This is a genomic window from Rhizobium sp. FKL33 (assembly GCF_005222915.1).
Taxonomy (GTDB): domain Bacteria; phylum Pseudomonadota; class Alphaproteobacteria; order Rhizobiales; family Rhizobiaceae; genus Rhizobium_E.
This window is the reverse complement of record NZ_STFX01000006.1, coordinates 159,817-172,976: the sequence shown is the minus strand read 5'-3', so window position 1 is coordinate 172,976 and position 13,160 is coordinate 159,817. Positions and strand designations below refer to the sequence as shown.

The 13,160-nt window shown below is 64.0% G+C and carries 11 protein-coding genes; 2 read left to right on the top strand and 9 right to left on the bottom strand.

Annotated features, from left to right (window positions below; all coding sequences use genetic code 11):
• Positions 1–20: 20 nt before the first annotated feature.
• The 8 genes from E8Q41_RS04475 to E8Q41_RS04440 are packed head-to-tail and all read right to left on the bottom strand — an operon-like array spanning position 21 to position 10,737.
• Complete coding sequence (locus E8Q41_RS04475; protein WP_137154308.1) at positions 21–1,577, bottom strand: ABC transporter substrate-binding protein; 1,557 nt, start codon at positions 1,575–1,577, stop codon at positions 21–23.
• A 30-nt stretch (positions 1,578–1,607) separates the two neighbouring features.
• Positions 1,608–2,594, bottom strand: a complete 987-nt coding sequence (locus E8Q41_RS04470; RefSeq protein WP_137154307.1) for an ABC transporter ATP-binding protein — start codon at positions 2,592–2,594, stop codon at positions 1,608–1,610.
• Positions 2,591–3,436 carry an ABC transporter ATP-binding protein gene (locus E8Q41_RS04465; protein ID WP_137154306.1) on the bottom strand — a complete coding sequence of 282 codons (846 nt, stop codon included), beginning with the start codon at positions 3,434–3,436 and terminating at the stop codon, positions 2,591–2,593. The genes E8Q41_RS04470 and E8Q41_RS04465 overlap by 4 nt, the downstream gene beginning before the upstream one ends.
• Positions 3,433–4,338 carry an ABC transporter permease gene (locus E8Q41_RS04460; RefSeq protein WP_137154305.1) on the bottom strand — a complete coding sequence of 302 codons (906 nt, stop codon included), beginning with the start codon at positions 4,336–4,338 and terminating at the stop codon, positions 3,433–3,435. The genes E8Q41_RS04465 and E8Q41_RS04460 overlap by 4 nt, the downstream gene beginning before the upstream one ends.
• Position 4,339: 1 nt before the next feature.
• Positions 4,340–5,284 (bottom strand): ABC transporter permease, encoded by a 945-nt coding sequence (locus E8Q41_RS04455; protein WP_137154304.1) that lies wholly within the window; start codon positions 5,282–5,284, stop codon positions 4,340–4,342.
• 58 nt (positions 5,285–5,342) lie between these two features.
• Positions 5,343–7,361, bottom strand: a complete 2,019-nt coding sequence (locus tag E8Q41_RS04450; RefSeq protein ID WP_137154303.1) for a CocE/NonD family hydrolase — start codon at positions 7,359–7,361, stop codon at positions 5,343–5,345.
• Complete coding sequence (locus E8Q41_RS04445; RefSeq protein ID WP_137154302.1) at positions 7,358–8,623, bottom strand: MFS transporter; 1,266 nt, start codon at positions 8,621–8,623, stop codon at positions 7,358–7,360. Before E8Q41_RS04445 ends, E8Q41_RS04450 begins: the two co-directional genes overlap by 4 nt.
• A complete protein-coding gene (locus E8Q41_RS04440) occupies positions 8,623–10,737 on the bottom strand; it encodes an FAD-dependent oxidoreductase (RefSeq protein WP_246660073.1) in 2,115 nt (704 codons plus the stop codon). The genes E8Q41_RS04445 and E8Q41_RS04440 overlap by 1 nt, the downstream gene beginning before the upstream one ends.
• Positions 10,738–10,906: 169 nt before the next feature.
• Here E8Q41_RS04440 and E8Q41_RS04435 point away from each other — a divergent pair, with 169 nt between their 5' ends.
• Entirely contained in the window at positions 10,907–11,548 is a 642-nt protein-coding gene (locus tag E8Q41_RS04435) for a TetR family transcriptional regulator C-terminal domain-containing protein (protein WP_137154301.1), read from the top strand.
• An 83-nt stretch (positions 11,549–11,631) separates the two neighbouring features.
• The gene (locus E8Q41_RS04430) at positions 11,632–12,183 is read left to right on the top strand and encodes a hypothetical protein (protein ID WP_137154300.1); all 552 of its coding nucleotides are present in this window, start codon (positions 11,632–11,634) and stop codon (positions 12,181–12,183) included.
• Between the two features lie 17 nt (positions 12,184–12,200).
• Here E8Q41_RS04430 and E8Q41_RS04425 read toward each other — a convergent pair whose 3' ends face one another.
• Positions 12,201–13,100, bottom strand: coding sequence for a LysR family transcriptional regulator (locus E8Q41_RS04425; RefSeq protein ID WP_137154299.1), 900 nt, complete (start codon positions 13,098–13,100; stop codon positions 12,201–12,203).
• Between the last annotated feature and the right edge of the window lie 60 nt (positions 13,101–13,160).

Below are 13,160 nucleotides of genomic sequence, written 5' to 3'. Positions count from 1 at the left end.
AGAAGCCCTCGGGGTTAAGGTCAGGCTTTGGCGAAGCGGGTGACGTCGAGGTAGCCATCGGCGAGGATCAGCGGCTTCAGCCCTTTGCGCGCCACGGCGGCAAAGGTTTCATGCGTCAGGAAGACGAAACCGCCGGATTCCTCCATCAGATCCTGCATCTTCTTGTAGATGAAGTCGCGCTTGGCCGGATCCGTCTCGGCCATGCCCTCCTGATAGAGCTTTTCGAAGTCGGGACTGTCGAATTGCGACCAGTTGTAGACGCCGATCTGGGAGGGGCGGAACCAGGTGAGATTTTCGGAGGGATCGACGCCGCCGGCGAAATTCATCAGTGCGATTTCGAGCGTCTTCCACTGGTCGCCCGAACTCTTGTCGCCCACCGTCCAGTAAACGCCGTCATCCAAAGCCTTGATCTCGACGGTGACGCCGATCTGGCCGAGCAGGGCCTGGACGATCTGGCAGGTCAGCTGGCTGGTCTTGTCGTTCTGGCAGATCAACTCCACCGTCAGCTCCGAAACGCCGGCCTCTTCCAGGAGCGCCTGCGCCTTTGCGGCGTCGGCGGGATAGAGGATCGCGTCGCGATGGCCGGTCATCCCAGGCGGGATCACGCCGGTGGCCGCCTTGGCGAGGCCGGAATAGCTGCCCTGCATGATCTGCTCGACATCGACAGCATATTGGATCGCGCGGCGGACGCGTTCGTCCTTGAATTTCTCATTGTTGACGTTGATGGCGAGCCACAGAAAGCGATTGCCGTCCATCTCGATCAGGTCCGTACTCTCCGGCAGCTTGTCGCGATAGGCGGCGAGCGTGTTGAGGCTGATCTTGGCATAGTCGATCGCCTTGGATTCATAGGCGAGCGCGGCGGCCTCATCGTCGGTGACGATCTCGAAACGGATTTTCGGGAAGATCGGGGCGGGTCCCCTCCAGCCGGGATTGAGGGCGAGCGTCAGATTTTGCTTCGGCGTCCATTTTTCGATCACATAGGGGCCTGACGTCGCCGGCGCTTCGGTGGTGAATTTGCCGCCCGCCTTTTCCAACGCTTTGCGGCAGACGATCTTGCCCATGTAATAGGGCATGGTGGTCAGCCAGAACGGCGCCGAGGGCGCCGTCAGCTTGATGACGCCGGTGCGTTCGCCTGTGACCTCGACCTTGTCCATGGCGTCGAAGGCATAGGCCCAGGCCGAGGCGTTGGCGGGATCTTTCACCCGTTCGAAGGAGAATTTCACGTCGTCGGCGGTGACGGGGCCATAGCCGCCGGTCCATTCCAGCCAGTCATGCAGCTCGAAGCCGATTTCGGTCGGCGACAGTTGCTTGAGCTCCTTGGCGGCGTAGAGATCCCATTTCGTGCCGCCGCGGACATCGCCCAGCCGGTTGAGTGACAGGAACAGCGCGCGGCCGACCTCCTCTTCAAGAAGACCGTTCTGGAAGGCGGGGTCGAGGACCTCGATATCGGAGGCGCCGCGGATCACCAGCGTGTCGCCCTCGACGGCGTAGGAAAGGCCCGGTCTCAGCGCCAATGCGCCGGCCGCCGCCGCTGCGGTATGAAGGAAATGCCTGCGATTCATCAACAGTCCGGTCATGATCGTTCCCTCTTTTTGAATGCGATGCGGTCAGCCGTCTCCTGACGCCGGCGGCGCGAGCGGAGTGTGGCAGCGAATGCGATGGTAGTCGGAAAGGTGCGTCTCAACAGGCGCTTCGGTCCGGCAGCGGTCTTGCGCGAAGCGACAGCGCGGATGAAATTCGCAGCCCGTGGGGCGATGCAGGAGGCTCGGCGTTTCGCCGATCACCGGCGGCTCCGTGCGGCGCTTGCGCGGATCCGGCGCGGGTTCGGCGGCCAGAAGCGCCTGCGTATAGGGATGGCGCGGGGCGGCGAAGATGTCGCGCGTCGGCCCTGTCTCGACGATGCGGCCGAGATACATGATGGCGACGCGGTCGGAGACGCGGCGCGCCACGGCCAGATTATGGGTGATGATCAGGAAGGCCGAGCCGACATCGTCGCGGATGTCGAGAAACAGGTTGAGGACGCCCGCCTGCACCGAGAGATCGAGGCCGGCGGTCGGCTCATCGGCGATAATCAGCCTCGGCGTCACCGAAAGCGCCCGCGCCACCGCTGCCCGGCGCGCCTGTCCGCCTGAAAGCCCATGCGGAAAGCGTTCGAGCAGATTGCGGGTGAGACCGGCTTTTGCGGCGAGCTCCGCGATTGCGTCCCGTCCGGTATCGCCGCGACCGGCGATATGGCGCGGCTCGGCGATGATCGAGCCGATGCGCTGGCGGGGATCGAATGAGGTCACGGGGTCCTGAAAGAGAAGCGCCGCCGCCTTCCGCAGCCGTCTCACGCTCGCCTGCGATTTCGGAAGCGCTTCCCCATCGAGCAGGATCTCGCCGCCGGACGGGTTCATCAGGCCGACCAATGTTCGTCCGAAGGTCGATTTACCCGAGCCGCTTTCGCCGACCATCGAGATGATTTCGCCTCGGCCAATATCCAGCGACACGTCCCGGAGGATATCGAGCGTCTGGCCTTTTACGAATGGCAGGCGGCTCTTGCCGGGAACGGAGACCGAGAGGGAGCGCGTTTCAAGGATTGGCGTCGCCATCATCGCGCCGCCTCCATCGTCTCATCCCACGCGATGGCCGGAAGCCTCTTGGCGTCGTCGTCGACCAGCGACAATTCGCAGGCGAGCAGCGCCCGCGTATAGGGATGTCGCGGGTCCGCGAAGATCTGCTCGACGGTCCCCTCCTCCACGATCCGGCCCGCCTGCATCACCGCCACGCGGTCGCAGATTTCGGCGATGACGCCGAGCTGATGTGAAATCATCAGGATCGCCACGCCGGTTCTCTGGCGTAATTCGCGCATCAGATGCAGGATCTGCGCTTCCATGGTGACATCGAGCGCGGTGGTCGGCTCGTCGGCGATCAGAAGCGCCGGCTCGCACATCAGGGCGGCGGCGATGGAGACGCGTTGCAACATGCCGCCCGAGAGTTCGAAGGGATAGGCGTCGAAACGCGCTTCGGGATCGGAAATGCCGGCGTCTGCGAGGGCGGCGATGATTTTCTCCCGCTTCTGACGTTCTGTGGAGGTCCGGTCACGCCAGAGGAAATCCGTCAGCTGCCGGCCGATCCGGTGCAGCGGGCTGAAGGTCGCCATCGGGTTCTGGAACACCATGGCCGCCGCCGGACCGCGCAGGCGGGCGAAATCGCGCTCTCCGGCGGTCAAGAGGTCGACGCCGGCAAGTCGCATGCGGTTCCCGCTGATCTCGGCGCTTTTGGGCAACAGGCCGAGAATGGAATGGGCGAACGTTGATTTTCCCGACCCGCTTTCACCGATCAACCCGACCACTTCGCCCGGCATGACTTTCAGGCTGACCTCTGAGACGGCGCGCGCGACGCCGCTATAGGTGATGCTGACCTTATCGATGTCGAGCACGGGTGCGTCCGTCATGTCGACCGCCTCCTAGCGAGCTTGGGATCGAGCGCGTCGCGCAGGGCCTCGCCGAAGAATGTGAAGCCGATCGTAGCGATGATCAGCGGCAGGCCGCCGGCGATCACCGGCACCGGCGTCTTGCGCAGCACGGCGAAGCCATCGCTGAGGATATTGCCCCAACTGGGGATCTGCGGCTTCACGCCCAAGCCGAGAAAAGAGAGCCCTGCTTCAAGCGTGATGATGGTGGAGAGATCGAGACAGGCCAGGATGAGCAGTGGACCCACGGCATTGGGCAGCAGATGCAGGAAGAGAATGCGCGGCGTGCTGGCGTTCATCGCCTGCTGCGCCCTAATGAAATCGAGCGATTTCAGGCTCAGCACCTGGGCGCGCACCAGCCGCGCATAGCTCGGAATGCAATAGAGGACGATGACGAGGATGACCGTGCCCAGGCCGGGACCGAGCAGCACCACGAGCGTCAGACCGAGCATGATCATCGGCAGCGAGGAGAAACTGTCGAAGACGAGGATCATCAGCGCGTCCAGCCAGCGCGGCCCATAGCCTGCAATCAATCCGAGCGGCAGTGCGGCCGCAAGCGCAATGGTGAGCGCGGTCAGCGCAACGCTCATGGCCGTGCGCGTGCCGATCACCACGCGCGAGAAGAGATCGCGTCCGAGCTGATCGGTGCCGAGCCAATGCGCCCAGGAGGGATCGGCAAGCCTCTCCTTCACATTGATGGCGGTGGCCGGATAGGGCGCGAGCCAGGGCGCAAACAGCGCCGTGAAGACGACCAGCAACACGAGCGCGGCTCCGATCAAGCCGAGCGGTGTCGACAGGACCGAGACCATCACCGCCCCTATCCGCGCCAGCGCGCCGGGCTCCTGATGTCTGTCTTCGGTCCGGGCGCTGGCGATCTCGGCCATGTCAGAGGGCGCTCCTGACGCGGGGATCCAGCGCTGCGGCGAGGAGATCGGCAATGATCATGCAGGCGACATAGAGGGCTGAGGCAATGAGCACAGCGCCCATCACCAACGGATAATTGCGCGACATCACCGCGTCATAGGTCAGTTTGCCTAAGCCCGGGCGTGTGAAGACGATTTCGGCGAAAACCGAGCCGGTGAGCAATCCGCCAAAGCCGATGGCGATCACCGGCAGCGCCGAAAGAAAGGCCTGCCGCAGCGCGTAGCCATAGACGATGCGGCTTTCCCTCACCCCGAAGGCCCGCAGCGTCCGGACATGGCTTTCCCCGAGCGCCTCGATCATCGCCGCGCGCATGATGCGGGCGACATAGCCCACCCAGCCGATTCCGATGGCGAAAGACGGCAGGATCAGCGCGCGGATCTGCGACAGGGGATCGCCCGCCTCGCCTGCGCCGATCGCCGGCAGCCAGTTCAGCGTCACCGCAAAGAACAGCAGCGAATAAAGCGCCACCACGAAGGACGGCACGGCGACGAAGCCCACCGAGAACAGGCCGATCAGCCAATCCTGCCAGCGGCCATGATGAACTACGGCGATGCAGCCGAGCAGCGTGCCGAGCGTCACCGCCCAGGCGAAACTGCAGAAGGCCAGCGTCACCGTATAGGGCAGCGCTTCCATGACGATATCTGTGACCGGCCTGCGGCTCCATACATCCTGACCGAGGTCGAGATGCGCAAGGCGAACAAGATGAGCGACGAGTTGCTCGATGAGCGGCTTGTCGAGGCCCATCATCGCGCGGAAGGCTTCGCGCATTTCCGGCGTCGAGCGTGGCCCGAGCGCCACCACTGTTGCGTCGCCGGGGATCATATGCAGCATCAGGAAGAGCAGGATGGAGACCAGAAGCAGGATCAGCCCGCCAAGCGCGACGCGGCGAAGAATGAAGGCCGTCATGACGTCGCCCTCCCCCGGCCAAGGCGCGGCCCACTTTCCCGCAGTCTCCTCAACGGGGCTAGAGATGATCCCGATCGATCCATGCCTCGCCCTCCCTCGTGAAAATAGTCTCGTTCTTCTCCCGCGCCTCGATGCGCCATTGCAGATGGAACTCCGTCGCTGTCGACCTCAGCGTCACTCGCGAGGTCGCCTCGGCGTCGCAATCGCGGCTCTTGAAGCCGAGCGTCCAGCCGGTTTCTAGTCTGGCCGACAGCGGATCATCCTCGGTGATCGCCATGACGTCGCGCACTGCGGACCAGGTTTCGATGCCGCGATCCTCTAGCCTCTGGCGGCCGTAATCGCTGTCGAGCGTCAGCGTCTCGCACCGCTTTCCAGCGTCGATCGTCACAATCCGGCTGTCATGCGTCTCGCGCAACTCGGTCGCGGCGACGGGCGGGGACATTTCGGCGGGCTCAAGGGCGATCCCGCCGTCGTCGGGTTGGGCGGTTCGGACGGGCAACAGCAGCACTGAAGCGCCGGAGGCGAGCGTGAAGGTCGGCATCCCCGGCGCAGGCCAGAGAACAGGCCAATGCTGGTTGGAGAGAACCAGCCTGAGGCGGTTGCCGCGCGCCAATCGCCGTCCGCAATGATTGAGCTCAAGCCGCGCTTTGACCACCTCTCCGGGGACGAGCGGCGTCGGCGCCTCGCGGCTTTCCCGCTGCCTCAAATTGAGTGCGCCCCAGGTGATCAATGTGGACACGCCATCGGGCCAGACCTCGCAGAGCCTGGCGATGATCGTCGCCTGCGGACGGTCCGAGGCCAGCTCGAGGTCGACTACGGCTGCGCCGAGTACTGTGAGGTCGTCTTCGAGTTCCGCCGTTTGGAAACAGAGCCCCAACCCATCCTCGCGGCGCTGATCGCCGGCCATATCAGGAACTTCACCGCCATAGCCGCCGTAACGGCCGCAATCGCGGCCGGCGGTGACGGGTGATTTGAGCCGCATGAGGGGACCCGTTACCGGCTCCGTTGCAAGCCCCGTCGCGTTGAGATAGAGCCGCTGCATCTCAACCGATGGCGTCGGCCAGCCGGGTTCGCCGACCCATTGACCGGGATGCTCAGGATAGAAATGCGCCGGCCTGTGCGGATCCTTGATCAGCACGGTATAGGCGGGTTCCTCCATGATGCCGGTGTCTTCGCCAACCAGCCAATGCCGCCACCAGCGGATCGCCTCCTTGAGATAATGGATCGCGGGACCGGGGGCGCCGAGAAAGGGATAGGCATGGCTCCAGGGGCCGATCAGCCCCTTCTTCGGCCCATTTAAACCCTGCATCAGCCGGGGCACGGCGTTGAAATAGGTGTCGTCCCAGCCGCTGATCGCATAAACGGGAATGTCGATGGCGGAGAAATCCTCCGCGACCGAGCCGAATGCCCAATAGGCGTCGCGGCGCTGATGGCGGAGCCAGGTCTCCGACCAGCAGGAGATCGCCTCCAGCCGTTCGCGCCACATCTTGCGCCAGCGCGCGCCGACGATCTCAGGGTCCGGCGGCAGCGCATTCATGCCGAGCATGAAACTCGACCACATGCCGTCTTCGGTCAGGAGGTTGCCGCCGAAATAGTGAACGTCATCGGCATAGCGATCATCCGAACAGCAGAGCGCGATCACCGCCTTCAGCGCCGGCGGGCGTCGGGCCGCCACCTGAAGCGCGTTGAAGCCGCCCCAGGAAATTCCGGTCATGCCGATCGCGCCCGTGCACCAGCTTTGTGCGGCCAGCCAGGCGATGATGTCTTCCGCGTCTCGCTGTTCGCGCTCGGTGTATTCGTCGGTCAGCACGCCTTCGGAATCGCCCGATCCCCTGATGTCGACGCGGACGCAGGCGAAGCCGTGTCCGGCGACGTAAGGATGCATCTTCATGTCGCGGAACACCGTGCCGTCGCGGCGCCGGTAGGGAATGAGTTCGAGAATGGCCGGCACGGGGTCGGCTTCGGCGTCTTCAGGCAGCCAAATCGTGGCGGCGAGCGTCACGCCGTCCGACATGGTGATAAACACCGGATCGAGCGTTGTGATTTTGCGCGGGAAGCTCTCGACGATCCGGCTCATGTGTCCGCCTTTCCGTCGCTGCCGTCCGCCTGATCATGTGGCGTCCATTCATAGACCATCGGCGAGGTCTGGGGATAGGCGACGAAATGTTCGCGCTTGCGGGCCGGCGGCTGCCGGTAGAGCCGGAACAGCGCGTAACCGGCAAACAGCGCCGACAGCCCGATGCCGTACCAGAAGAACAGATCCGCGCCGAACGAGCCTACTCCCGCCGTCACGATCGCCGGACCCACCGCGCCGCCGAATGCCCAGATCAGCAGGAGATTGGACGACAGCATGACGAAATCGGCGGGATCGGCCTTGTCATTGGCATGCGCCACGCCGAGCGGATAGAAGATCTCGGATATGCCGCCGAACAGCGAAAACAGGATGAGATAGAGCCAGAACGGCGAATCCGCCCGCATCAGCAGGAAGACGCCGCAGACCAGCGCGAGCGAAAGCGACAGCCACAGCATCATCGCGCGCCTGTCCACCCGGTCCGAGAGATAGCCGAGCGGAAACTGCAGGAAGAGCGCGCCCAGTTGCGTGGCCGCCATCAGGAAAACGATGGTCTGCTGAGTGAAATTCATCTGCAGTCCGTAAAGCGGGCCGACCGAGGCGAAGGTCGAGGATATGAGCCCGGTCATCAGGCAGGCCAGCGCGCCGATCGGCGAGATCGCGAAGGTGCGGAACAGCCTGACGCCCACCGGCACATGCAGCTGCGGCTCGCCGACCCAGATGGCGGTGACCGGTGCAAGCGCGATGACATAGAAGCCGGCGGTGATCATCAGCATCGGATGGCCGGCGGGATCGAGATTGGTGGCGAGCAACTGGCCGAGGCCATAGAACAGGCCGAGCACCAGCACATAAAGCGTCAGCACCCGGCCGCGATGGACATTGGAAACCATGGCGTTGATCCAGCTTTCGATCACCACCGCCTGGCCGGCATTGGCGAAACCGATCACCGCCTGGATCGCCATGAACAGCGCCAGATGCGGATCGAGACCCAGGCACAGGATCAGCGTCGCCGATATGGCCGACAGCGCCGCGTAAGCCCTGACTTCGCCGACCGAGCGGATCAGCCGGACAGAGCCGATACAGCCCAGAATGAAGCCGACGCCTTCCACGCCCACCACCAGGCCCACGGCGTCCGCCCCCTGCCCGTCCGCCACCAGCCGCAGGGGCAGAAGCGTGTGGAACAGGCCCGACCCCACCGCATGCAGCGCCCCGCCGGCAAGCGGCGAGGCGACGGACCAAGGCGAGAGAGTGGGAGCGGCAGCGTTCATCAGACCTCCGCCAAGCCGGCGCGCGAGGTGAAGGCCGGCTCGAACTCGACGATCGGCGCGTCCCGGCGGAAGCCCCGGGCCCCCTGCCCCATCTCTCGCGCATAGAGATGTCCGCTATGGACGGCATGGGCGATGGCGCCGGGCGCAAGCGTGTCGCCGATCCGTTCGATCGTCTTGACGCCCGCATCACGCAACATGTCCCGCCGGGCGAGCAACTCCTGGAAAAGTTCGTCGCGGGGCAGCCGGAGCCCGGTGATCACCAGATTGCGGCAGGGCCGCTTTTCCGTCTCGCCGGTGAAGATATGGGTCAGCGTCGCCACCTCGCCATCGAAATCCGAGACGGTGACCAGCGTGGTAACCGGCACGGCGCGGCGGCTGAGCGCGCGATGCACCAGCGGCAGTTCATTGGTCATGATCGTCCAGGCCGAGGCTTGCCCCGCCGGGGTGGCGTAGGAGACGCTCACGCCTCGCCCTGCCAGATGTTCGGTGATGACGCCGCCCATGTAATAATTGTCGAAATCGAACACCAGCGTCGGGCCCTCGGGCACTCGCCCTGCAGCGATGTCGTCGGGCGTGAAGACATTGGGGTGCTCGATGCGGCCGACCGGGATTTCCATCGAGGAATAGGTGAAATTGGTCCAGCGCGCGCCGGTGGCGACCGCCACATGATCGGGTGCGAAATCGGCGATGTCGTCGGCCCCAAGCCGGCTTTCGAGATAGAGTTGGACATTGGGCATTTCCCGCAACCGGCCCAGGCGATAATCCACCACCCGGTTCCAGGCCGAAAGACCGGGAAGACCGCGTTCGAACACCAGCCGGCCGCCGAAGCTGGAGCTTGCTTCGGCCAGCGTCACCTCATGGCCGCGCCGGCCGAGCGTGAGCGCGGCTTCGAGCCCTGCGGGGCCGCCGCCGATCACCAGCACTTTTTCGCGCCGCTCGGCCTTGCCCGGATTTTCCGGATGCCAGCCGCGCCGCCATTCTTCGCCGGCGGTAGGGTTTTGCGTGCAGCGCACCGGCACGCCGTCATGCCAGCTGGAAATGCAGATATTGCAGCCGATGCATTCGCGGATTTCGTCCACTCGGCCGTCGCGGATCTTGGCGGGCAGGAAAGGATCGGCGATCGAGGGACGCGCGCCGCCGATAAAGTCGAGCACCCCGCGCCTGATCTGGCTCACCATCGTATCCGGCGAGGTGAAGCGGCCGACGCCGACAACAGGCTTTTTCGTCAGCGTCTTGACGAAATCGATCACCGGCTCATGGCTGCCCTCGCCGGTGAAGCGGGAGGCGGAACAGTCGGTGGGACTGGAATCCATCTTGACGTCGAAGAGATCCGGCGTCTCGGCCAGCAGCGAAATCACCTCATGCGCCTCAGATGGCAGATGCCGGCCGGGACGGCCGCGCAATTCCTCGAGCGAAATCCTCAGCGCCACGCCGCAATCCTTGCCGACCGCATCCTTGGTGACCTCCACCAGTTCGCGCACGAAGCGGACGCGGTTTTCGATCGAGCCGCCATAGTCGTCGATGCGGTGATTATATTCCGGCAACAGGAATTCATAACCGAGATAGCCCATGCCGGCATAGACATAGACGATGTCGAAGCCGGCCTGCCGAGCCTTGCGGGCGCCCTCCGCCTGCCAGCGCAGCACGTCGCGGATATCCTGCTTGTCCATGGCGCGGGGGCGCAGATTGCCCATGAAACCGACATGGGTGGCCATCCAGGGAATGCCCGAGGGCGACAGCGGCGCGATGCGGCTCGACCGGTTCATCACGGAGGCGCCGCCATGCCAGAGTTCGACGCCGGCCAGCGCGCCATGGCGATGCACGGCCTCCGTCATCAGCGCATGCGCCCGGATATCGTTGTCGTCCCACATCGTCGCCATCGGCAGAGGCGCGTCGTCGGAGGAGATGTCGATGGAGCAGGCGCCGGTGCAGATCACCCCCCAGCCGCCCTCGGCCTTCATTTCACGGAAGCCGGCGCGGACTCGGGGAAGAGCATTGGTCATGCCTGAGGCGTGCGGAACCTGATAAAAACGGTTGGGCGCGGTGACCGGGCCGATCCGGACAGGCTCGAACAGGACGTCATACCGCGATTGCGGTTTCGTCATCACATTCATTGAGTTCCCCTTTGCCGGCTTTGCCGATCTTGAGGTCAGGATAGAAGCGCCGTTGCTGAAGTCAAGAAAAATTATACGATCTTATAACAAGAGAGAAAACATCAATTAAATTATGATGTTGATGGATGGACGGGAACAGGATAAATAGAAGCATGAGGGGATTTCGATTGTGACGACAGCCAAGACAGGACCGAAGACGCGCGCCCGCTTTCGCCGCGAGGCGCCGGAAGAGCGCCGCCGCCAATTGGGCGAAGCGGCGCTGCGCTGCATCGTCAAGCATGGCAATGCCGGCGTCTCCGTGCGGCAGATCGCGGCCGAGGCCGGTGTGACGCAGGGGCTGATCACCCATCACTTCGGCGAGATCAATGAACTCGTCGCCTATGCCTTCGACATCATGTCCGAGGGCATCCTGCAATCCATCGTCAAGGCGGTGGATGAGGCCGAGTCCACGCCGAAAGCGCGGCTCGACGCCTTCATCGCCGCCTCTTTCTCGCCGATCATGATGGATCGCGACGTGCTCGGCGTCTGGGTGGTGTTCTGGAGCCTGATCCTGCATTCGCCGCGCATGAGCGCCTCGCAGCAGCAGGAATATGGCGATTACGTCCGCACGGTCGAAGGTCTCATCGGCGATCTCGCCCGCGAAGAAGGCTTCGCGGTCGCCGATCTCCGCCTCGCCGCCATTTCCTTCACCGCTCTGATGGACGGGCTCTGGCTGGCCTGGTGCCTCAACCCGGACGCCTTTCGTCCTGAAGAAGGCGTGCGCCTGTGCAACAACTGGATCGAAGGCCTGCGCCGCGGCGCCTATGGGTGATCCATCGGCGGATGTCCTTGCCAAGTCGGCGCTCCAGGCCTATGTCATTGTTCGATGATGAAGTCTGGACGGCGGAGAACGCCATGTCGCATGAGACGGGCCACGACCCGAGGATGCTCGATCTAAGGGCCTTTCCCGCGATCGTCGTCAACCCTTTCGGCGTCGAGGAGGCGCGGGCCGCCAGCATCAGGATTGTGGCGCGGGCCGATGAGCCGCGAGAGTTCAATCTCGCCCCTGAGGCGGCTTATTTCGTGATGCTCTATCTCGATCCCGTCGATCACTGCGACCTCCTGGCCAATGGCGAGGCGCTCCCCGGGCGACGCTATGGACGCGGTTCACTCTGTCTCATCGATCTTTCTGAAGGCGCGCGCATCCGCTTGTCGTCGAGCCTCAATGCGCTTGGCTTCGTGCTGCCATTCCAGCTCGCTGAAGAGGCGAGGCAGGGTGAGCGGGGCATGTCGTCCGCGCCGTTGCGGCTGCGCCGCAATGAACAGGACGCCATCGCCTATCGCTTGGGACTATCCATCCTGCCTTGCTTCGAAAAGGATCCACCGGATGCCCCGCCTTCCCTGCCGCATATGATCGGCGCCCTCTGCGCCCACCTGCTCGACGGGGCCGGCATGTCCCTGCATTGATCGCCGGGACCTGCGTGCTAGCCGCTTCCTGCGATGACAGCGCGCTGCTTCATCAATTCCTCGCCGATGAAATCCATGAAGATGCGGATGCGCGGCGAATGCCGGAGGTCCTCATGGGTGAGCAGCCAGAGGTCGTCGCCCATATCCGGTCGTATCTCTGACAACCGACGCATCGCCGGATTTCGATCGCCGATGAAACAGGGAAGATGCCCGACGCCGATCCCACCCTCCACGGCCTGAGCAAGGGCCAGCACGGAATTGGCTCGAAACACGATTTTCTCCGGCGAAATATTCACGAAGGCGCGGACGGCGCGCAACGCCGCCATGTCTTCGCCCAGAGCCACCCAGCGTTTTTCGGCGAGACTATCGGCGCCCGGAAAGGCGTCGAGATCGGGATAGTCCGCTGCAAGACCATAGAGCGCCCAGTTGATCGGCGCGACTTTGCGCCCCACCAGCGTGTCTGGAGGCGATTGTGTCGCGCGGATGGCGATATCGGCATCGCGTTTTGACAGATTGAGCGGCGCGTTGCCGACCACCACGTCGAGACGGATATCCGGGCAAAGATCCTGGAACCGCCTGAACATCGGCGTCAGGAGATGGGTCAAGAGGCTATCGGCTGTGGCGATGCGGATTTCGCCGCGCGGCGTGATCGCCTTGCCGCGAATGCGGCGCTCGGTCGACAGCGCATCGTCCTCCATGCGGGCCGCGGCCTGCGCCATTTCCTCGCCGTTCGGCGTCAATCGATAGCCGCTCCGACGTCGCTCGAACAGAGGGCCTCCCAGGCTCTCCTCGAGAGCGCCGAGGCGGCGGAAGATGGTCGATTGATCGAGATGCAATTCGGCCGCCGCGCCCGCGATGCCTTGGGCGCGTTCTATGGCTTTGACGAGCCGAAAATCATCCCAGGACAGCGATTTCATGGTCGTGGCGCCTCTCCATTCCGCGCAGGGCGGATGTTAACACGCAAGATCGACTTTGCA

What these genes read in the sequence shown, in the direction of transcription:
- E8Q41_RS04440 (WP_246660073.1), bottom strand. Translation starts at nt 10,737, where the DNA reads ATGAATGTGATGACGAAACCGCAATCGCGGTATGACGTCCTGTTCGAG.
- E8Q41_RS04455 (WP_137154304.1), bottom strand. Translation starts at nt 5,284, where the DNA reads ATGACGGCCTTCATTCTTCGCCGCGTCGCGCTTGGCGGGCTGATCCTG.
- E8Q41_RS04430 (WP_137154300.1), top strand. Translation starts at nt 11,632, where the DNA reads ATGTCGCATGAGACGGGCCACGACCCGAGGATGCTCGATCTAAGGGCC.
- E8Q41_RS04470 (WP_137154307.1), bottom strand. Translation starts at nt 2,594, where the DNA reads ATGATGGCGACGCCAATCCTTGAAACGCGCTCCCTCTCGGTCTCCGTT.
- E8Q41_RS04465 (WP_137154306.1), bottom strand. Translation starts at nt 3,436, where the DNA reads ATGACGGACGCACCCGTGCTCGACATCGATAAGGTCAGCATCACCTAT.
- E8Q41_RS04460 (WP_137154305.1), bottom strand. Translation starts at nt 4,338, where the DNA reads ATGGCCGAGATCGCCAGCGCCCGGACCGAAGACAGACATCAGGAGCCC.
- E8Q41_RS04475 (WP_137154308.1), bottom strand. Translation starts at nt 1,577, where the DNA reads ATGACCGGACTGTTGATGAATCGCAGGCATTTCCTTCATACCGCAGCG.
- E8Q41_RS04425 (WP_137154299.1), bottom strand. Translation starts at nt 13,100, where the DNA reads ATGAAATCGCTGTCCTGGGATGATTTTCGGCTCGTCAAAGCCATAGAA.
- E8Q41_RS04450 (WP_137154303.1), bottom strand. Translation starts at nt 7,361, where the DNA reads ATGAGCCGGATCGTCGAGAGCTTCCCGCGCAAAATCACAACGCTCGAT.
- E8Q41_RS04445 (WP_137154302.1), bottom strand. Translation starts at nt 8,623, where the DNA reads ATGAACGCTGCCGCTCCCACTCTCTCGCCTTGGTCCGTCGCCTCGCCG.